At 53.9% G+C, this 21,321-nt stretch carries 19 protein-coding genes; 8 read left to right on the top strand and 11 right to left on the bottom strand.

The genetic code is table 11. From position 1 onward, the window contains the following. The 6 genes from J7M22_14100 to J7M22_14125 all read right to left on the bottom strand — a co-directional run. The coding region (locus J7M22_14100; GenBank protein MCD6507736.1) for a homocysteine S-methyltransferase family protein at positions 1–539 on the bottom strand (539 nt) is incomplete at its 3' end. Between the two features lie 30 nt (positions 540–569). Then, positions 570–806, bottom strand: coding sequence for a hypothetical protein (locus tag J7M22_14105; protein MCD6507737.1), 237 nt, complete (start codon positions 804–806; stop codon positions 570–572). A gap of 22 nt (positions 807–828) precedes the next feature. Next, positions 829–1,629, bottom strand: a complete 801-nt coding sequence (locus J7M22_14110; GenBank protein ID MCD6507738.1) for a methyltetrahydrofolate cobalamin methyltransferase — start codon at positions 1,627–1,629, stop codon at positions 829–831. 2 nt (positions 1,630–1,631) lie between these two features. Continuing rightward, positions 1,632–2,888 (bottom strand): adenosylhomocysteinase, encoded by a 1,257-nt coding sequence (locus tag J7M22_14115; protein MCD6507739.1) that lies wholly within the window; start codon positions 2,886–2,888, stop codon positions 1,632–1,634. A 9-nt stretch (positions 2,889–2,897) separates the two neighbouring features. Then, positions 2,898–4,043, bottom strand: a complete 1,146-nt coding sequence (gene metK / locus J7M22_14120) for a methionine adenosyltransferase (protein MCD6507740.1) — start codon at positions 4,041–4,043, stop codon at positions 2,898–2,900. A gap of 64 nt (positions 4,044–4,107) precedes the next feature. Further along, the gene (locus J7M22_14125; GenBank protein MCD6507741.1) at positions 4,108–5,910 is read right to left on the bottom strand and encodes a 30S ribosomal protein S1; all 1,803 of its coding nucleotides are present in this window, start codon (positions 5,908–5,910) and stop codon (positions 4,108–4,110) included. Between the two features lie 523 nt (positions 5,911–6,433). Between J7M22_14125 and efp the strand changes: the two genes are divergently transcribed. The 3 genes from efp to accC are packed head-to-tail and all read left to right on the top strand — an operon-like array spanning position 6,434 to position 8,878. Beyond that, on the top strand, positions 6,434–7,000 hold the full coding sequence (gene efp / locus J7M22_14130; protein ID MCD6507742.1) for an elongation factor P: 567 nt from the start codon (positions 6,434–6,436) through the stop codon (positions 6,998–7,000). Positions 7,001–7,008: 8 nt separating this feature from the next. Next, positions 7,009–7,515, top strand: a complete 507-nt coding sequence (gene accB / locus J7M22_14135) for an acetyl-CoA carboxylase biotin carboxyl carrier protein (GenBank protein ID MCD6507743.1) — start codon at positions 7,009–7,011, stop codon at positions 7,513–7,515. 1 nt (position 7,516) lies between these two features. Beyond that, complete coding sequence (accC, locus tag J7M22_14140; GenBank protein MCD6507744.1) at positions 7,517–8,878, top strand: acetyl-CoA carboxylase biotin carboxylase subunit; 1,362 nt, start codon at positions 7,517–7,519, stop codon at positions 8,876–8,878. Positions 8,879–8,980: 102 nt separating this feature from the next. Here the strand turns inward: accC and J7M22_14145 are convergent, their stop codons facing one another. The 3 genes from J7M22_14145 to J7M22_14155 all read right to left on the bottom strand — a co-directional run bounded on the left by J7M22_14145 (position 8,981) and on the right by J7M22_14155 (position 11,723). Then, entirely contained in the window at positions 8,981–9,694 is a 714-nt protein-coding gene (locus J7M22_14145) for an SDR family oxidoreductase (protein MCD6507745.1), read from the bottom strand. A 10-nt stretch (positions 9,695–9,704) separates the two neighbouring features. Next, positions 9,705–11,042 carry a lamin tail domain-containing protein gene (locus J7M22_14150; protein ID MCD6507746.1) on the bottom strand — a complete coding sequence of 446 codons (1,338 nt, stop codon included), beginning with the start codon at positions 11,040–11,042 and terminating at the stop codon, positions 9,705–9,707. Positions 11,043–11,111: 69 nt separating this feature from the next. After that, a complete protein-coding gene (locus J7M22_14155; GenBank protein ID MCD6507747.1) occupies positions 11,112–11,723 on the bottom strand; it encodes a hypothetical protein in 612 nt (203 codons plus the stop codon). Positions 11,724–11,808: 85 nt separating this feature from the next. Between J7M22_14155 and J7M22_14160 the strand changes: the two genes are divergently transcribed. The 5 genes from J7M22_14160 to J7M22_14180 all read left to right on the top strand — a co-directional run bounded on the left by J7M22_14160 (position 11,809) and on the right by J7M22_14180 (position 19,543). Next, on the top strand, positions 11,809–12,954 hold the full coding sequence (locus tag J7M22_14160) for a glycerate kinase (protein MCD6507748.1): 1,146 nt from the start codon (positions 11,809–11,811) through the stop codon (positions 12,952–12,954). A gap of 341 nt (positions 12,955–13,295) precedes the next feature. Then, positions 13,296–15,167 (top strand): hypothetical protein, encoded by a 1,872-nt coding sequence (locus J7M22_14165; GenBank protein ID MCD6507749.1) that lies wholly within the window; start codon positions 13,296–13,298, stop codon positions 15,165–15,167. A 249-nt stretch (positions 15,168–15,416) separates the two neighbouring features. Continuing rightward, the gene (locus J7M22_14170) at positions 15,417–15,725 is read left to right on the top strand and encodes a hypothetical protein (GenBank protein ID MCD6507750.1); all 309 of its coding nucleotides are present in this window, start codon (positions 15,417–15,419) and stop codon (positions 15,723–15,725) included. Between the two features lie 111 nt (positions 15,726–15,836). Beyond that, complete coding sequence (locus tag J7M22_14175) at positions 15,837–17,531, top strand: M20/M25/M40 family metallo-hydrolase (protein ID MCD6507751.1); 1,695 nt, start codon at positions 15,837–15,839, stop codon at positions 17,529–17,531. Beyond that, complete coding sequence (locus J7M22_14180) at positions 17,516–19,543, top strand: M6 family metalloprotease domain-containing protein (GenBank protein ID MCD6507752.1); 2,028 nt, start codon at positions 17,516–17,518, stop codon at positions 19,541–19,543. Before J7M22_14175 ends, J7M22_14180 begins: the two co-directional genes overlap by 16 nt. Before the next feature lie 10 nt (positions 19,544–19,553). On the opposite strand, the gene J7M22_14185 is transcribed toward J7M22_14180, so the two are convergent. Together J7M22_14185 and J7M22_14190 are read right to left on the bottom strand one after the other, a co-directional pair. Then, the gene (locus J7M22_14185) at positions 19,554–19,895 is read right to left on the bottom strand and encodes a hypothetical protein (protein MCD6507753.1); all 342 of its coding nucleotides are present in this window, start codon (positions 19,893–19,895) and stop codon (positions 19,554–19,556) included. 80 nt (positions 19,896–19,975) lie between these two features. Beyond that, on the bottom strand, positions 19,976–21,115 hold the full coding sequence (locus J7M22_14190) for a TIM barrel protein (protein ID MCD6507754.1): 1,140 nt from the start codon (positions 21,113–21,115) through the stop codon (positions 19,976–19,978). Positions 21,116–21,321: the final 206 nt, after the last annotated feature.

The following is a 21,321-nucleotide window of genomic DNA, read 5'->3' on the forward strand; positions in this document are numbered from 1 at the left end:
TAGCTCATCGAGGCGAAGACGGGTAGATCGCAGACTTTCTTAGCCGCTTTGACGGCGGCGGCTGCTTCGTTCGGATCCATCATCGTCTCTATGAATATCAGATCTACACCGCCCTGAGCTAAAGCTCTAATCTGCTGCGAGAAGATCTCGATCATATCGGATTCCGTTAGCATCCCTATGGGCTCCATGAATTCGCCCGTGGGGCCGACGTCACCGGCAACATAGACCTTTCTCTCCGCTTTGGAGGCCTCATCGACCGCTATCTGGGCCAGATCCCTGTTAAGCTGCTCCACTTCAGAACCCAGGCCGTATTTCTCAAGCTTCGGTCTGCTTCCGCCAAAGGTATTCGTCAGTATTATATCTGCACCGGCTTCGATATATTCGCTGTGAACCCTTCTCAGCGATTCCTCATGCTCCACTCCCCACTTCTCAGGGGGATCGCCGGTGGTATAGCCGAAGGATTGAAGCATCGTGCCCATGGCGCCATCACACACCAAAACCTCTCCGGAGTTAAGCCTGCTCAGCAATTCCACCTTCAACTTTTCACTCCTTGCTGTTTTTATATGGTATCAAAAAAACGGTGGAAACGGTCTCCTTTCCCTCCTAGCCTTCAGATCCTTCAAAGCAGCCCTCAGCCTTTTTATCCTCCTATAAGTTATAAATCCCAAAACCCCCAGAACCACTACCAGGAAGATATGATAGTAAAAGGGGGTGTTTTGGTTGGAGTTATACCACTTAATGACCGGCCAGAGGAAAAGGATAGATAGAACTATGATGATGGTTTCCCATTTTTCGCTCTTTCGCACGGGGACATCCCCTTTTGAAGGACTAAACCTCCAACCTTCCCTCGCGGAAGGCCTTGATGTATTCCATACAGAATTCATCTCGCCCTAAAAGGGCCTCGACAGCACAGGCGGCGGCCATAAGATGTCGATCGGTGGGATCGGGTATCGCTGAATCCAGTCCCTTGAGCATCGCCATGACGAGGAAAGTCCTGTTTATCAGCCTCCTGTTGGGCAGGCCATATGAGATGTTGCTCAACCCACAGATGATGTGGGATTGAGGAAGCCTCTCCCTTATACTGCCAACTGCATCCAAGAAGGCGATCCCCTGTATGCTATCGGAGCTGACAGGTTGAACTATAGGATCGAAGAAGACATCCGCCATCGGTATCTCGCAATCCTCTATCAGTCCGGCCAGCTTCTCGGCGATGGAAACTCTGGAGTGGGCGTCTCGAGGCACCCCCGACTCGTCCATCGTCAAAGCCACTATCTTGCAGCCGTGCTCTTTGACCAGCGGCAGTATCGCTTCGGCCCTATCCCTTTCGGCCGTGACGGAGTTTATGATGGGCACGCCCTTACGATTTACCTTAAGGGCAGCCTCTATGGCCTCTGGTCTGGGGGAATCTATGCACACCGGGAGATCGACGGCATCCTGAACGATCTCAACCAGCCATGGCAGATCATCGATCTCCCTCTCGAGCCTTGTCCCACAGTTAACATCTATGTAATGTGCGCCGGCTGAAGCCTGCCTTCGGGCCACTTTGCTGATATATCCAGCATCCCTCTCCTCAACGGCCCTGGCGATCCTTTTGCGAGAGGTGTTTATAAGTTCTCCGATGATTATCATCTTCAGGTCCCCATCTCCCAGCTTTCCAGATATTTTCTCTGTTCATCTGTCAGTTTATCTATCTTCACCCCAAGCGCCTCCAGCTTAAGGGAGGCCACCATCATATCGAGCTCCTCCGGAACCGGGTAGACCTTATTTTCGAGCTTACCGGCGTTCGCCGCTATATATTCGACCGAAAGCGCCTGGTTGGCAAAGCTCATATCCATGACGCTGGCCGGATGGCCCTCCGCTGCCGCCAGATTTATCAGCCTGCCTTCGCCGAGCAGATGCAACCGTTTTCCATCCTCAAGCGTGTATTCATCCACATACTCTCTTATCCTACGCTTTTTGACGCTTATCCTCTCAAGCGCTTCGATATCTATCTCCACGTTGAAATGGCCTGAGTTACAGAGGATGGCGCCGTCCTTCATCCTACGGAAGTGTTCCTCCCTAAGGACGTTGATATCGCCGGTGAGGGTGACGAATATGTCTCCGATCTCAGCGGCCTCAGCTATCGGCATGACCCTGAAGCCGTCCATAACGGCTTCCAGAGCCCTAAGCGGGTTGACCTCGGTTACGATCACGTTGGCTCCCATACCCTTGGCGCGCATCGCCACTCCTCGCGCGCACCATCCGTATCCGCAGACGACGAAGTTTGTCCCCGCAAGCAATACGTTTGTGGCGCGGATGATGCCGTCGATGGTGCTCTGTCCGGTTCCGTATCGATTGTCGAAGAGATGTTTCGTGTTGGCGTCGTTGACGGCGATGATCGGGTATTCCAGCACTCCTTGCTTTGCCATGCTTCGGAGCCTTATCACCCCGGTCGTCGTCTCCTCCGTGCCACCTATGACGTTTTCAAGAAGAGATCGCCTTCCCGAGTGGAGCGTGGAGACCAGATCGGCACCATCATCCATCGTGATCATGGGTTCCGTATCGAGGACGCTGTTTATATGTTTATAATACGTATCTCTGTCCTCGCCCTTGATGGCGAAGACTGAAACCCCGTAATTCTCCACCAGTGCGGCTGCGACGTCATCTTGCGTGCTAAGCGGATTTGACGCACAAAGGGCAATCTCCGCTCCGCCGGCCTTAAGCGTCCTCATCAGGTTCGCCGTTTCGGTTGTGACGTGAAGACACGCCCCGATCTTCACCCCTTTAAGGGGCTTCTCCCTCTCGAATCTCTCCCTTATGAGCCTCAAGACGGGCATAAACCGCTCAGACCATTCTATACGGAGCAATCCCTCAGAGGCAAGCTTGATGTCCTTGACGTCGTATCTCATATCACCTCCTCATTCCACCTCAGATCTCAACAGATCGACGTAATCGGTTTTCTCCCAGGTGAACCCCTCTTCCTCTCTGCCGAAATGCCCGTAGACGGCTGTCCTACGATATATGGGCCTGCGCAGGTTGAACCTCTCTATCATGCCATAGGGGGTAAAGTCGAAGTGTTTCTCCAACAGCATCGCTATCTTCTCGTCAGGTATCCTACCTGTGCCGAAGGTATTGACCATGATGGAGATGGGTTCAGCGATCCCGATGGCGTAGGAGAGCTGTATCTCGCACCTGTCCGCCAATCCTGCCGCCACTATGTTTTTGGCGGCGTGTCTCGCCGCATATGAGGCGCTTCTATCGACCTTAGTCGGATCCTTGCCGGAAAAACATCCACCGCCATGACAAGCCATTCCGCCGTAGGTGTCCACGATGATCTTCCTTCCCGTCAGCCCGGTATCCCCCTGAGGTCCGCCGATGACGAAACGTCCCGTCGGATTGATATGGTATTTGATATGCGGGCCGATCATCTCTTCGGGAACGACCTTTTTGATCACCTCTTCGATTATCCCCTCCTCCAGATCCTCGCGTGAGACATCCGGATCATGCTGTGCGGAGATCACCACCGTCTCGACGCTTTTGGGAACGCCATCCTCATACAGGACGGTAACCTGTGATTTCCCATCTGGCCTCAAAAACGGCAGTATCCCCTTCTTTCTCACCTCGGCCAACCTTCTAGTTAGCCCATGTGCCAGTGTGATCGGCATCGGCATCAGTTGTGATGTTTCCCTGCAGGCGTAACCGAACATCATCCCTTGGTCTCCTGCGCCGAGCCTATCGACTCCCATCGCTATATCGGGCGATTGCTCGTCGATCGCCGTCACGACGGCACAGGTATTGTAGTCGAAGCCGTATGAGGCGTCCACATATCCGATGTCTTTGATCACCTCGCGCGCTACCTTAGACATATCTATATAGGTTTCGGTTGTGATCTCGCCCGCGATGAAGACCAATCCCGTGGTCACAAGCGTCTCGCAGGCCACCCGTCCCAGCGGGTCCTTGGCGAGAATGGCATCCAGGATGGCATCGGAGATCTGGTCGGCGATCTTATCCGGATGCCCTTCCGTCACGGACTCCGAGGTGAAGAGAAACGTTTTACCTTTCAACTTACATCTCCTTAGATACAGAGAGTTTTAAGGGAGGAGAAATGGGAAGGAACCCCTCAAGGATTCACTCCCCTTTTTCGGATTTAAGCTTTTGTTGTTCCATTATGGTTCTCTGGATCAACTCGCCGAGGGTGGTTCCGGCTGAAGCGCTCCTAGGGGAGTACTTCTCGACCACCTTCTCCGTCTCCTTACGTTCCTGCTCGGCCTTATATGCCCTGAGGCTGAGCCCGATCCGGCGGTCTATCGGATCGAGGCTTATGACCTTGACCTTAACCCTATCGCCGACCGAGACCACATCCTCGGGCTTTTCAACCCGCTTGTTGTCCAGTTCGGATACGTGTATAAGTCCCTCGACGCCCTCCTCCAGCTTGACGAAGGCGCCAAAGTCGGTGAGGTTAACGATCTCACCCTCGACGATGGAGCCGACCTTATACCTCTCCGGAACCGTCAGCCAGGGATTGGGCCTGACATGTTTGAGGCTGAGCGATATCCGTTGGCTCTCAACGTCAACGTTCAACACGACGACCTCAACCTCATCCCCTTCCTTGAGGATCTCGCGCGGGTTAACCATCTTCCTGGCCCACGTCATATCGGAGGCATGTATCAACCCGTCTATCCCGCCTTCAAGCTCGACAAACGCTCCGAAGTCGGTAAGGTTACGAACCTTGCCTCGAACTTTCGTCCCGATGGGATGTTTTTTAGCGAATTCCTCCCATGGATTGGGGTAGAGCTGACGGATGCCGAGGGAGATTCTCTTCTTCTCCTTATCTATATCTAACACCTTCACCTGTATCTCATCGCCAACTTTAACCAGCTTCGAGGGATGAGTCGGCCTATGAGACCATGTCATCTCGGTGACGTGCACGAGCCCCTCAACCCCTTCCTCAAGTTCCACGAACGCGCCGTAATCCACCGTGCTGATCACCTTCCCGGTCACGACGGAGCCTATCGGATACTTCTCCTCCACGGTCTCCCACGGATCAGGTGTTTTCTGTTTCAGCCCCAGCGATATACGTTCCTTCTCCTTGTCCACCTTCAGGACGACCACCTCGATCTCGTCCCCGACCGATACCACCTCAGAAGGATCGTTGATCCTGCCCCAGGACATGTCGGTTCGATGTAGCAGGCCATCCACACCGCCGAGATCTATGAAGGCGCCGAACTGGGTTATATTCTTAACCTTTCCCTTGACGAGCTGACCGGGCTGGAGCGATTCCAATAGTTCTCTCTTCTTCCTCTCAAGCTCCTCTTCGAGGATCACCCTTCTCGAGAGAACGATGTTTCGGCTGCGCCTGTTAAGGTTTATAACCCTAGCCTCTATGGTCTGTCCCACCATCTCCTCAAGGTTCTGAACCGGCTTGACGTCCACCTGCGAAGCTGGGAGGAAGGCCTTAAGCGGACCTATCTCAACTCTCAGGCCGCCTTTAACTCTTCTGATGACGCGTCCCTCCAGATTTTCACCGTCGCGGTATGACCTTTCCACCTTCTCCCATGCCAGCCTTTGATCAGCGATCTGTTTGGAGAGCACGATCATCCCATCGGGATCTTCCCTACGCAGCAGGTAGACATCGATCTCGTCTCCGACCTTGACATTCGGTTCTCCACTGGGCAGCCGTTCGAACTCACTGGCGGGGATATAGCCTTCAGATTTGTATCCTATATCTACCAGCACCTCATCGTTGGAAACCTTAATGACGGTTCCCTTGACGATCTCCCCTTCCTCGAAATCCTTGAAGGTTTCGCTGTAAACCTCTATGAGCTCTTCTTCGGAGAGAGCTTCCATTGAGGGGATATCCTCTTCCCGTTCCTCCTCCTTTGTTATTTCCTCCTGTTGTTCCTCGTCCGGTTGTTTAATCTCCTCACTCATTATCGAAAGAACCTCCAACGGGCCATCTCAGCGATGACCCGCCAGCCTCCTTATTTCCCTTAGGATTTTAAATCAGCCGTTTAGGCTTTCAAGCAAAACGTTAATAGTATAGCACAAACCCACCTTTGATTCAAGGATTCCACATACCTGGTCAGGGCTTTTCAATGATTTGGCATGATTAGGCGTGGTAAGGGCGTTCCCCTGTGCGTGCCTCCGAATCCGGCAGGCACAAGGAGGAAGGGCGAATGGCGAGTAGCGAGTGGTGATTCTCCCCTATTCGCTGCTCGCCACTCGCTACTCGCTACAATTACAGCGCCAGCGAAAAGCGTTGAAAACCCCTAGGATCATACACTGATTGTTGACCGGCCAAGCGGTATCGGATATACTATATTAAACATAAGCGCGGCGGGGACCGGAGCCGGAAATGCACATTTAATGTTTATGTAACGGGATGGATATATCCCGGCGTAGATCACAACGGCGGTCGGCGGACATTTTCAACTTCAACCAGGAGGTGAGTCCGATGGCTACGACGGCTGATTTCAGAAATGGCATGGTGATCAGGCTCGATGATGGAGAGCTCTACACCATCGTGGAGTTCCAACACGTAAAGATAGGAAGGGGAGGAGCCTTTGTCAGGACGAAGCTCAAAAGGGTTTCGGACGGCTCAGTCTTCGAACGCTCCTTCAGATCGGGCGAGAGGATCGAGGAGGTCAGACTCGAGGAGAAAGAGGCACAGTATCTGTATTCGGACGGTAGCAGATACTACTTCATGGACACCGACTCCTTCGAACAGTATGAACTGACCAAGGCACAGGTGAGCGATGTGATGAGATTCGTCAAAGAGGGTTCCAATACCAGGATACTGTTCGACGGCGATAGACCCGTTCTCGTTCGTCCGCCCACCTTCGTCGAGCTCCAGGTGGTGGAGACCGAGCCGGGTATAAGGGGCGATACCGTCAGCGGAGGCTCCAAGACCGCTAAGCTTGAAACAGGGCTGGTCATCAGGGTTCCCCTCTTCATCGAAGAGGGGGAGGTCCTGAAGATCGATACGCGCACCGGCGAATACGTCGAGCGTGTCGGCAGGTGAGGGAAACTATGGCCAGAAAGGGCAACGATGTAGACCTCGACAAGCTGCGACAAATCGTCGAAGCCCTCTCCCGAATGATGAGGGATTACGATCTCAGCGAGCTGAGCTATGAGGGAGAGGGCATTAAGGTAAGCGTCAAACGAACTCCGGATATCTCTGCCCTTCTCCAGGGCGCACTCCTTCAGGCAAAAAAGGAGGCTCCAGCCGTCGAGAGGCATCCCTCCATAACTGCCGAGGAGGCTCCGGCGGAGGAGGGATATGAATTCATCACAGCGCCGATGCCCGGAACCTTCTACAGGGCTCCAGCGCCCGGGGCCGATCCCTTCGTCGAGGTGGGCGATGAGGTGAGAGGTAAATCGGAGGATTACGAGGGCGATACGCTCTGCATCATCGAGGCGATGAAGGTGATGAACGAAATAAAATCGGATTTCGACTGCCAGATAGTCGAGATATTAGCTGAAAACGGGCAGAGAGTTGAATACGGACAGAGACTCTTTAAAGTCAAGAGAAGATGATATGGATAAGGTTTTGATAGCCAATCGAGGCGAGATAGCGGTCAGGATCATCAGGGCGTGCAGGGAGCTGGGGATTAAGACCGTGGCGGTTTATTCCACCGCCGACAGGGACTCGCTGCACGTCAGATATGCCGATGAGTCGGTCTGTATCGGCCCTCCACCGGCCTCCGAGAGCTATCTGAACATCCCCAACATCATCGCCGCAGCGGAGATAACCGATGCCGATGCCATACATCCCGGCTACGGCTTCCTTTCCGAAAACCCCTCCTTCGCTGAGGTATGCGAGGAGTGTAGGATCAAATTTATCGGACCGCCCTCCCGAGTCATAGCGTTGATGGGCGATAAGGTCAGGGCTAGGGAGGAGATGGCAAAGGCCGGCCTGAAGCCGGTGCCCGGCAGTCAAAGGGGAAGGTTCCGGCGGAGAAGCACCGTCAGGAACGAAGAGGAGGCGGTGAAGATCGCCCGCGAGATCGGATATCCCGTGGCATTAAAGGCCGTCTCAGGCGGCGGCGGCAAGGGGATCAGGGTGGCCCACAACGACATCAGCCTGGTCAACGCATTTAAAACCGCTCAATCGGAGGCCAACGCCTCCTTCGGGAATTCGAGGCTCTATATCGAGAAATGGATCGAAAACGCCAGACATATCGAGTTCCAGATCATCGCAGATGAATTCGGCAACGTGGTGGTCTTAGGCGAACGTGAGTGCTCCGTCCAACGCAAACACCAGAAGCTCATCGAAGAGGCACCCTCAGTCGCTCTGGATCGCCAGAGGAGAAAGGAGATGTTCAAAGCCGTCGCCAAGGCGGTTAAGAAGATAGGATATGTGAACGCCGGAACGCTCGAGTTCCTGATGGATGAGGAGGGGAACCTGTACTTCATAGAGATGAACACACGAATTCAGGTGGAACATCCCGTCACCGAGATGATAACAGGCTTGGATATCGTCAAGGAGCAGATAAGGGTGGCGATGGGCAAGAGACTTTCAATAGGACAGGAGGAGGTGGAGCTCAGAGGCCACGCGATCGAGTGCAGGATAAACGCCGAGGACCCGTACGCGGATTTCACCCCCTTCCCCGGAAGGATAACGGGATTCCACTCTCCCGGAGGGCCGGGGATCAGGCTTGATACACATATCTATGTGGGATACGAGATACCCTCCTATTACGACTCCCTCATCGCAAAGTTGATCGCTCACGGCCGGGACAGAAACGAGGCGATAGCACGCATGAAAAGGGCGCTCGATGAGATCTCGATCGAGGGGATCAAGACGACTATACCGTTCCACAGGAGGGTCATGGAGGAAGAGAGGTTCGTTCAGGGCCGCACCTACACCAACTTCCTGGAAACCTTTCAAATGAGCTGAGCTGTCGGAAATGCATCCCGATGTGGTGGTGATCCTCTTTTCCTCGGCGCCTCCGCCGCTCAAGCTGAGACCTCGAAGCGCTGAAGCCTTCCAGGGCAGGGACTAAAACTTAGCGGCTATGACCTGAACCTCGGGGATGTAGACCCTGTCGGGCCTTGTCACCAGGAAGAGGGCCACATCGGCTATGTCCTCCGGCAGCATCAGCTTCTCCGGATCGTCATTCGGATGATTGGACGCCCTCAGCCTTGTGGCGACAGGGCCCGGACAGATGACGCTCACGAAGATGTTGTTCTCCAATCCTTCCCTGGCAACGCATTCCGTGAACCCCATCATGCCGAACTTGGTGGTGGAGTATGCTGCGTATCGTTTCGATCCGTGTTTGCCCGCCATGGAGGATATGTTGATGATATGACCGCCTTTCTGCCTCTCCATCCATCTCATCACGGCCCTCGTGCAGAAGAACATGCCCGTCAGGTTCAGATCCATCATCCTCTTCCAGTCCTCGGTTTTGATATCCACCACCCTGTTGTGTATCGCCGTTCCGGCGTTGTTGACTAGGATGTCCACCTTGCCGAACTCATCGATGACCTTCTCCACCATCGCCTCAACCTGATCCTCGCCGGTCACATCGACCTGTATCGGGAGCGCCCTCACGCCCATCGAGCGTGCTTCTTTAGCGACGTTCTCTATCTCCGAGAGGGTTCTGGCCACAGGGACGATATCGGCGCCCTCGTGCGCGAATGCAAGTGCGATCGCCCTTCCTATTCCCCGTCCGCCGCCGGTCACTATGGCGACCTTCCCGTCCAGCTTTCCCAAGACACACCTCCTACTTTTTGGATATGATCACGGGGATGACCGCCGTAGCGGCGGCTTTATTCTCCCCAAATTCGGCTATGAGCTGGCAGAGATACAGACCCGTGGGCATCCTCCTCCCCGATCTTCCCCTTCCATCCCACTCAATTTGCCCTCGGCCGCCGCCACTTTCGGATTTGATCAGCGTGACCACTAATCTTCCGGCGGAGTTGAAGATGTAGAGCCTTATCCTCGAATCCATCGGCACCTCATAGGAGATCTTAAGCTTCATCCGTTCGGGATTGAACATCCTCGGCTTAACTGAGAGGGTGATTTTCCCCTCCTTCGGCAGACCCGTCACGCTGTTTCTCTCCCCAGGCGTGGCTCCCCTTTTATCGAGCGATACATGCCAGTTGTTCGGATCATTTGCCCGTCCTTTAGGATCGATTCTCTCTAACGATCTGTCCCTCTCACCTCCGCCCTTGTAACTCACTCTCTCAATCAACCCTCCTCCAGGACCGAGAAACGAAACGGTATCACCGGAGTTGTTCAGGGATGGCAGCTTGACCTCCACCGCCTCGGCATGAGGAAACCACCCTTTGAAGGAGGCAAGCTTTCTTGTGAGCACAAGATAGCTGAGCGGCCTTACGAAGGTCCCATCCGGTATCCTACAGGCCTTCCCGGACGAGTCTACGATCTGGTATCCCGAAATCTCCACCGGCTCGGTCGAACGGTTGTAGAGCTCGATCCACTCCGGATGACCGGCCTTCGTCTCCGGCGCATACATCAGCTCGTTTATGATCACATCCCGGGATAAAGCGATCTCTTTCGGCTTTTCAGCGGGAGGCTTGACCTTCCATATGGCGTTGGGACGTCCGGGCGTGGAGCCGGAGGGGTCCGGACACGGCTTCCAGTTGTCCTCCACGTCGCCTATCTCCAATGATACCCTTTCGACCGATATTCCGTTGCCGGGGTTAAAGGGATGTGAGAAGGTATCAACGGTCTCGCCCTTCTCGTCGAACAGGGTTATCGGGTCTTTCGTGGAAAGGCCATCGCCGAGGGTGGTGTTTTTGGTCGTTAAAAGCAGCGCTTCAGGTGGGATCTCATACTCCCCCGCGTATTCGCTATCGAGGATCACCCCGAACTGACCGGGTTTAAGGATAGGTGTTTTGCCGTTAAAGGGGATGATCTCATCTTTGGCATCGCCATCGGTGAAACCCCATCCCGTCAGGTTAACGGATGAGCTGCCGATGTTGAGTATCTCGATGAACTCACCTGTGTCCTCATTTATGGCGTTGGCCATAACCTCGGTTATGATCACACCTGATCCTGTCGGCAATAGGGCTACGATCAGCATAATTAGCCCGATCATCGCCATCACCACCTTAAGCTTCGAGCATCTTTAGCATACACGAAGATAGACGGGAAATCAAGGACGAGGTTACAGCGGCTCTCCCCTCCGCCTTTCCCAACGCCTTATTTGTAACGATCGGATTAAAGCGTATGTCCCGCCCCTGCGGAAGGCATGTTCAGATTGAGGATCAAACTCAATATGCTGAGGATGCTTCGGGGGATGTAGTCTCCCAGTATCAGCCCGAAGAAGAAAGGGATGCCGCGCCTGTGAACCTTCAGTCCAAAGCAGGTTTGACCTGAAAAACCTCCTCTTGGTGGCCATAGCGAGGGGAAGCTGAACGACGGGATAGCTCAGCTTCTCGTTTTCCGCCCATTGTTTCCTGAGGATCGAGACGATACAAAGGTAGGAGAGATAGAGAAAGAAGATGAACGAAAACCATGTCAGGATGGAGACCGCCCAAGCCCTGAGATGATCGAGGGTATGGAAGGTGGATTCGCCGTAGAAATATCCCCTCAAGATTTTCGTGTCTGAGACGGTGAACCAGTAGGGGATATACCTCCAAAAGAGGCTTTTCCATTCGTTTTCGGGCGAGGCGAACCAGTAGGGATGCGCCAATGTGCCCATTAGAATCGCCATCATCGTATGGCCCGATATGGTCGAGACCATGACGACTATTATTTGGATGACGAAAATTCCCAAGGTCGAGTCGCGCCGTTCTTGACCTATATGACTGGGCTGATGTATAATTTGAAAATAACTTCGGACGAGACTCGGAGGTACGTCGGTGAGGATCGTCATCGCTCCCGATTCCTTTAAGGGGAGTCTCACAGCTCTCGAGGCGGCGAACGCTATAGAGGAGGGATTGAAGAGGGTTTTCCCGAAAGCGGAGATCGTAAAGGTGCCCATGGCTGATGGCGGTGAAGGTACCGTTCAATCGTTGGTCGATGCTACCGGCGGCCGCATAGTTAAAAAGGTCGTCACAGGACCTCTGGGCGATAAAGTCGAGGCGCAGTTCGGAATCCTTGGCGATGGCAGGACCGCTGTGATAGAGATGGCATCCGCTTCAGGATTACCTCTGGTCCCCCCCGATAAAAGAAATCCGATGGTGACCACCACATACGGCACGGGTGAGCTCATAAAGGCCGCCCTGGATATGGGATGTCGCAGGTTCATAATCGGAATAGGCGGAAGCGCCACTAACGACGGCGGAGGGGGGATGGCTCAAGCCTTAGGCGTAAAACTCCTGGATAAAGATGGCAACGATATACCGTTTGGCGGGGGAGGATTATTGAAACTGGACAGGATCGATATCTCCACCCTCGATCCTCGAATAGCCGAATCCGAGATCGTGGTCGCATGTGATGTGGACAATCCGCTTACAGGACCGAGGGGGGCAGCGAGAGTTTACAGCCCCCAAAAAGGCGCCACGCCCGAAATGGTGGAGATCCTGGATAAAGCCCTGGAACGTTTCGCGGAGGCGGTCAAACGGGATCTGGGCAGGGATATCAAGGACGTGCCCGGGGCGGGGGCCGCAGGCGGATTAGGAGCGGGTCTGATGGCCTTTCTCAATGCGAAATTGCAACTCGGAGTGGATATCGTTATCGAGGCCACCGGCCTTGAGGAGAAGGTTAAGGGCGCGGATCTGGTCATAACAGGTGAAGGGGGCATAGATAGTCAAACCGTCTACGGCAAAACGCCGATAGGTGTTGCTAAGGTCGCCAAAAAATTCGGCATACCGGTCCTCGCCGTCGCCGGCGGCATCTCCGATGACGCATCGGTCGTGTATGAGCATGGGATAGATGGGCTGATGAGCATCATCCCGCGACCTATAACGCTGGACGAAGCGATGGCCCAGGGCCCGAAACTACTGTCGGACGCCGCCGAAAGGATCGCAAGGCTGCTCGTTGTAGGTTCTAAATTACCCCGATGAAAGGGGGTTAGAGACGGAAAGATGAAACCGAAGGTCTACGTCTTACGCCGTCGGATATGATAACATAGATGTGAATGTCATTCGCTCTTATTTCCCTTGAGTAGGGACGAAAGATTTTTCGCCCGTACTATCTATGGCTAATTGTCCGCCGTCCATAGATCAGCTGTCATTTGTAGTCATTATGTCATTTGGCTTCGCCGTCATTAATGACTACAAATGACTATCAATGACGACAAATGACAATAAATGACCTATAAGCGGCGGACGGTAGCTTTAAAAATCTCTGCTACACTCAGCGATAATATGAGCGATGTCATTAATTGTTCTTGTTGGAGATGGAAATGAGCAAACTGGAGGGCAGAAATTCCGGCTTCACGGCGAGAGCGATAATCCTGGGAGTTCTCCTCATAGGACTTAATTGTTTTTGGATCGTCGCCTCCGAAAACAGAGTTATCTGGGAACTGACCGATTTTTCAATCTTTCCCACAACCCTCTCCACCCTTTTCATCCTCATCCTTCTCAATCTCCTAGCCGCAAGGTTCTTCAGGAACCTATCGCTCAGTTCGGCTGAGCTGGTCACGATATACGTCATGATCTCCATAGCGACCGGAATGGCCGGACATGATATGATACGACAGCTCATCCCCATGATGGGCAATCCCTTCTGGTACGCCACGCCTGAAAACGAATGGGCGGAACTCTTCCACAGATATCTCCCTTCATGGCTCACCGTGAGCGATAAAACTGTGCTGAGAGGATATTACGAGGGTGGAGGAACGTTTTTCGAGGATAAGATCGTAAAGGCATGGCTCATACCCTCCCTCGCCTGGTCGGCCTTTATCATCGTCGCCTTATTTTTGATGCTATGTATAAACATCATCATCCGAAAGCAGTGGACGGAATATGAGAAGCTGAGTTACCCGATAATACGGCTGCCACATGAGATGATGGCCAACAGCAGGGAGCTGTTTTCAAACAGGCTGATGTGGGTCGGTTTCGGGATCGCCTTCTTCCTGGAGCTGATCGCCGGCATACATTACCTCTACCCGGCAGTGCCATCACCGAAGTTGAAGTACGAGGTGGGCAGATACTTCACCGAAAAACCGTGGAACGCCATAGGGTGGCTTCCGGTCAACGTATACCCCTTCGCCGTCGGCCTGGGATACCTGATACCGCTGGATCTGTCGTTATCGCTCTGGTTTTTCTATCTCTTCTGGAAGTTTCAGCTCGTCTTCACGGCCGCTTTGGGGATGAGATCCAGCGCGGGATGGCTCCTGGGCGAACAAAGGGGAGGCGCATGGTTGGGATTAGGGTTCATTACCGTCTGGTCGCTCAGAAAGCACGTGTGGAGGGTTGTCAAATCGGTTCTCACCGGAAGCGGGGATTCGATGTATAAGGTGGCGGTCTTCGGAGCGCTTTTCAGCTTCACCTTCTTAGTGGTTTTCCTGGGACAGGCGGGGATGGATTACTGGTATGCGACCCTTTACCTGGCCATCTTCTTCCTGTTCTCCATCACGATCACCAGGATGCGGGCCGAACTCGGTCCTCCCACGCATGAGCTCCATAATATGCACCCCGATAGGATCATGGTCGTCATAGCCGGAACTAGGAGGTTCGGGCCTCAGAACCTCGCCGTTTCGAGTTTGCTCGACTGGATCGCGTACGGATATAGATGCCATCCGATGCCGCATCAGCTTGAGGGTTTCAAGCTGGCCTCGATGCTGAAGATGAGGGAGGGGAAGCTGGCCGTATCCATGGTGATAGCCGGCGTAATAGGGACATTCGCCGCCATCTTCTTCCATCTCGTCCTCTATTACAGATACCGTTACGTCATATGGGGCGTAGGAGAGTTCCGTAGGCTTCAAAGCTGGCTGACCTATCCGATAAGATACGATGCACCTGTCCTGAGACAGATGGGTTTCGGGTTCGGCTTCACTGTCTTCCTAATGATCATGCGTAGGAGATTTATCTGGTGGCCTTTCTACCCCGTCGGATATGCCGTTGGGGGAGGATGGGCCATAAGCTGGATGTGGTTCTCGATCTTCCTGAGCTGGCTCGCCAAGAGATTGCTCATAGGATTCGGCGGTCTCGGAACCTATAGGAAGGCGATGCCCTTCTTCCTGGGATTGATCCTAGGCCAGTTCTTCATGGGCAGCATGTGGAGTCTGATCGGCGTTATCCTCACCAAGAACATGTATACGCTGTTTCCATAAAACGATCACTTTTAGGGGCTAAGCATTCTTTGAATGCCTAGCCCCTACAAACCGGGATGGTTCATCTTGAGGGCGCAAGGCCTTGCGCCCCCTATAACGGCGAAAATTGTCACCCTAATTGTGATCCATCTCCCTGTTACCGATAAATTTCTTATGCACCCAGCTATCAGGTGGGGCTTGACATCGATGGGAGGATATTGTATAATGACTGATGAATCAGTCAATGAAATTTTCAAGGAGGTTATCGTTATGGCGGTTGAATTTTCCGATTTCAAGATCGAGCCCTATCCGCTCCAGCCCGGCAAAAAGGTGAAGGTCACCTGCCGGATCACCTCGCCGGACGGCATCGAATCGGTCAAGGTCTATGACCCGAGAGGATGGGTCCTGACGGCCTATGACGATGGAACGCACGGCGATGAGGTCGCCGGCGACGGTATCTATACCCTTGTTGAGGACGTGCCCTATGACGCTCCTCCAGGCGAATATACCGCCACGGCGGTCATCACCGACAAAAAGGGCAACGTCACCCGCAAAAACTTCACCATCAGAGTGGCCTGAAGATGAAAGGGCGGGCTTCGCCCGCCCCATAGCGCCCCCGCCAGCTTCAGTTGACAAACCCCAACCTCATAAGTTATATTTGAGACGAAATCTCTTTCCCGGGAGAATTCGATGAGAAGGTCATCTTCTTCGATCCTGCTCCTGATCTTCGTCCTTTTATTCGTCTCCTCCCTTGAAGCTCAACCGATACCATCCGACGATTTAACCGCTATAGAGAGGATGCTCTCTCAGGTGGATGTGAACGCGTGGTTCAACACCATTCGGGATCTCGCCTATAACGACGGCTACAGGAGCAGGTTTTGCCTCAGGGTTGACGATTATCACCAGGCTGAGGGGCAGCCCAAGCCGGATGGAGCATGTGATAACGCTGCTAGATATATACTTGAAAGGTTCCGAAGCTATGGGCTCGAGGCTGAAATGATACCCTTTAAACATAGAGTCGAATCGCTCAGCGGCGAACTTCTGGGCGAGTATACCCTACATAATGTCGTCGCAACCCTACCGGGGAAAGGGCCTGATCGAGACAAGGAGATATTGCTGACGGCCCATTATGATTCGATAGCCTCACATGAGGAGGATTGGAAGGAGCACTGGAACGAGATACCGGCTCCCGGAGCCACGGACAACGGATCGGGCGTGGCCATGGTTTTGGAGGTAGCCCGGATACTGAGCCGATACGACTTCGATTACACCATAAAATTCATCGCCTTCTCCGGCGAGGAGCTCGGGCTGTTCGGGAGCCGCGATTACTCCAAACACGCGGCGGATAGAGACGAACCGATAGCCGCCGTGCTGAACGTCGATATGTTGGGCCATGACGAAGATGGCGCGCTCGATGTGCACGTCGTGACGAACGAGAGGTCCTCCTGGATCGGAAACGTCTTCGTCACCGCCAAGGAGGCCTTCCGAATCGGCGGTCTTCTGAAGCCCGTCGTCGATCCGAAGTTCGTTTGGAGCGACCATTCTCCGTTCTGGAAATACGGATACAGCGCCGCCATGATAAGCGAGGAGTCGGATATGGAATCGCCCGAATGGCCTCAATATATCCACTCGTCCAAGGACGTTATCGATAATATAAACCTCGGTCTGGGGAGGATCGGCCTGAAGCTCGTCCTCTCCGCCCTCGCCCTGTTAGCCGATCCGATTCCAGCCGATCGGACGGATGTGGCGATCGATAGCTTCGCCCTGCCACGGAAATTGGACGAGATTGAAACCGAATTGCCTATTTCGGTGGATGTGGTCAATCTATCTCAAAACGAGGCCGACGACCTGAAACTGCATGTTTATGCCCTCACCCCGGACGGCCAGAGGGCGGAGATCGCCGAGAGGAGTATCTCGTTGGGCCCGGGCGAAAGGAGGAGGTTGAACCTCTCATACAGGCCGTCCGAGTGGGGGAGATATAGGATAAGGGCGTTCCTGAACCTCAACCTCGGATCGCTTGAGACCGATTTCGGGAATAACTTCGCCTCGGGCGAGGTTGAGGTGAGACGATCGCCCGCGGTATGGGGTTCAGCTACGGTCTATCCGAATCCCTACAACGGCGGCCGCCTTCGCATGGCGTATCAGCTGAGCTCTGACGCCGACGTATTCGTCAAGATCTACGATCTAACAGGCCATCTCATCGGGGAGAGGGAATTCGTCAGCGGCACGAAGGGCGGGTTGTGGGGCCCTAACGATGTGGTCATATGGGACGGGAAAAATCGGTTCGGCGAGAAGGCAGCATCGGGGATCTATCTGATCCATCTCATCGCTGTAAATCAACACGGGAGCGTCGAGATAGGGAGGAGAGTATGTCTCGTAAAGTGATCCCGATCCTCATCCTCCCTCTGATCCTGATGATGATCCCCTTCCTTTACGCCGCTCCGCCCCATCCTGATCTCGTGAGACGATGGAAGAGAGAAGGTGATATGACCCTCTCCTCTCAACTGCCGTTTGCCGGCCACGATCTCAGACCCGGCCGCTACGCCATTCCGATGAAGGATGGGATCGAATATGTGCTTGTGATACGGGTGGATTTTCCCGATAAACCCGCCGTCAGATCGAAGGAGGAGGTGGACGGCTTCTTCTTCGGCAGGGATCAGGTCTCGCTTTATACTTATTATAAGGAGGTCTCTTACGGCAAGATGACCATCTCCCCGGGACCTATGGGCGGCAGTCTCCCTTGGGGTGAGAAGTGGTATAGGATGCCAAAGAGGATGAGCTATTATGGCGAGGGGCGAATGATGCTCGATCGATATCATGAGCTGATACGGAACGCCTGCGACGCCGCCGATCGGGACATCGATTTCTCGAAATACGATAGGGACGGGGACGGATATGTCGATCACCTGATGTTGATACACGCCGGGGACGATGAGGCTTCCTCAGGCCGGTTTGAGGATATCTGGTCGATGTTGATCCCATCGGTCAACCTCAGATATGACGGCGTTCGGATAAACAACGTCGCCGTCGTAGCCGAGGAGCCGAGCTACCCGAAGCCTCATCTGGGAATCTTCTTCCATGAGTTCTTCCATGATTTCGGTGCGCCCGACCTTTACAGCGGCAGTGTGGCGGGGCCACATGACCAGCAATGGAGCTTGATGGGGATGTTCGGGCCTTATCAGGGGGCGAATAGGAACGGACTTGCGCCCGCCCACATCTGTGGATATCTCAAATGGGATTTCGACGCCAGGCCGGAAAACGGCCGGCACGGATGGATCAAGCCGGTGGAGATCACGCAAAATACGGAGGCGCTCGTCATACCCGCCTTCGAGACGGGCGATCCGGATAAGGTCCTCTACAAGATAGATATCCCCGGCAAAAACGGTAGGGAGTTCTTCCTCATAGAGAACCGCGAGAGAAACTCGGGGGGGATGTATGACACATATCTTCCAGAATCCGGAATTCTGATCTGGCATATAGATGAGACCGCCCCTCGAAGCGATACGAACGCGTCGGAAAGGGTATGGGTGGAGGATCCGTCCGATCCTGAGCATCTCGATCTGGAGCATATAACCGCCGGGGCCGCCTATTCTCTGGATGACGGCCAGACCGAGTTCACCCCATCGTCCGAGCCGAACAGCGATGCCAACGACGGCACGCCCTCCGGCATATCGATCGTCAACATCGGACATGAGGGGATCAAGATGCCGATCACGGTCTACTTCGGCGATACCTTCGAGCCGAACGACACGATCCAGCTCGCCTACGGGCCGCTGCTTTACGGGATCAGCTACGCGTCCTATATATTCGACGGGAACGATCCGGCCGACGTATACAGGATCGATCTCAAAAGGGGCGAGCCGGTGGAGATAAAGGTGGAGGATATCCCTGAGGGGGTGGTGATCGATGCCAAGCTGGTGGATGGGCTCGGCAACGTGTTGGCGAAAAGTGAGGAGGGGGAAAAGGGGTTTATCATCCTTTACAACCCGCCCGGCACCGGAACCGGATATCTGGTGGTAAGACGTATATCCGGATACGACCCGATCCACGCCTATCACGTCCGCATCGATCCTGTCACTCCATCATCCTCGCCGTTGAAGCTCACCAAGGTCTACGCCTATCCCAATCCGGTCCATCGAGGGGATAACGTGAGGTTCCACTTCGAGCTCGAGAACAAGGGCATGGCTGATGTGGTGGAGATATCCGTCTTCAATTTGAACCTGGATAGAGTTTACGGTGGGAAGATGGAGGATGTTATAGGGCGAAACGAATTCGGACCGTGGGATCTGAGAGATCCTAACGGCAGGAGATGCGCTCCGGGGATATATCTCTATCTTATCTCAGCCCGCCGAGGGAAAGATGTCTCCAGGGCGATCGGCAAGCTGGCGATTGAGTGATGATAGGCTGTCAAAACCGGAAGAATATCTTTCGGCTCCTGCGTTCCTCATCTATCCTCTCGGCATGTTCCAAGACGATCTCCCTTGGACACGCCTTCGTGAAGATATATAGCCCGGGGATGAATATGATCAGAATCGGAACAATCGGGTCATCGAGTCTTCCTAGAGGCAGGAAATCGGGCCAGAAATCCACGGGCATGATGTAGTATAGGGCGAAGAAGATCACGGAGATGGCGCCGAAAATCAGGGGTATGAACTTCAGATAGACCGGAACCCGCGGATCCCAGAACAGCCTCCAGGCGAGCTTAAGGAAATTGGGCAGGTGATATATAAACCTCAGAAGTTTTAACAACCTTCACCCCTCCAAATTGATATCCTTTCCCAAGTTTTCACGGGGGAGGGGCGAAAAATCTTTCGCCCCCAAAATCTTCCTCAGACGTATCCTGGCATCTCAGATAGGTCTCTGGCGTTCGGATGCCAGAGCCTGGTCAGATATGCCTCGAGCACGCCTCTGTTTTTATGCGGACGCTCGATACACGCTAGGACGAGCTCGTGGTCCACCTCGTCTGTCATCTGTATAAGCGCTTTGAGCCTATCCATATTGTTGATCAGCGCCCGATCGACCGGCATTCTCTCGGGGTTTATATCTATGCCGAGATACCCCCTATACCCGTGCATCTTCAGCACATATAGGGCGGCAAAGGCCTGTTCGGGGGAGATCACCCCGACGTTCAGGTCTTGGTCGTAATTACCCAGCGGTTGACTGTTCCAATGCGTATGGGCCAGCCTGCCCTGCCTCAATATCCTGCTGAACGAATACGCCAGATCCTCAAATCCCATCAGAACATGCCCCACCTCAGGGTTGAGCGTCACAAGGGCATGTCCCTCCTCAAGCAGCCTTCGGTTTTCCTCCGATGAGAGCTTTTTCTCGACGTCCTGAGCCATTATGAGTCCGTCGGCGGTATTGCGATAGATGTTGTTGCCGCGAGGCTCGTAAGGTTTGGGCTCGATGGCGATCCTCACCCCCGGAACGGCATCCATCGCCTCGGCTAACCCCTCTTCGAATCTATCCCACATAGCGTAGAAATCGATGCCGAAAGCCATCTCGAACCCGTCGATGCCGGGCCATACGATAGCGAAGTCGGTGTCGAGCTCCTTGTTCAGCTCAAGCGTCCTTATGGTTCGTTGGATGGCCTTACGCCTCACCTCGGGTATGGGCGATGAGAGGGAGCCGAACTCGAACTCCGGATCGTAGAAGAGACCGGGGACGATCGTGATCAGCCTTAACCCCGTATCCTTCTGAAGTTGTTTGTAAAGCTCGATGTTCTCCTCGTTCACCTCGGTCGGGTAATGTGCCTCAAGCCCTTTAAGCCCGTAATCCACCAACTCAGCGGCGATATCCAATCTCTCCTTGATGCTGAGCTCTCTTCCGTATCTGGCGTGGAATCTGCTTGCCGCGGGGGAGAAGTACCACACGCCGGCGGAGAACTTCGGCTCGAGCTTGAACTCCCTAAGATGTTTTATAAGTTCATCCCCCTTTCGGACCTTTGTCTGATCTCTCAGATCTAACATATCACCCTCCGTCGATCGGCGTATTGACCCCAAGGGGATCATTGTTATTTTAACATACCCTTTTCATCCATTACAAGCTGTAAGGGCGAGGCGTAGGGGTTTTCAACGCTTTTCACCGACACTGTAGTGGCAGGCCCCCGTGCCTGCCAGAATCGAGGGCATGCACAGGGGCATGCCCCTACCTATGCTCGATTATGCCAAATCAT

The sequence above is a fragment of the Candidatus Poribacteria bacterium genome (assembly GCA_021162805.1).
Lineage (GTDB): Bacteria > Poribacteria > WGA-4E > B28-G17 > B28-G17 > JAGGXZ01.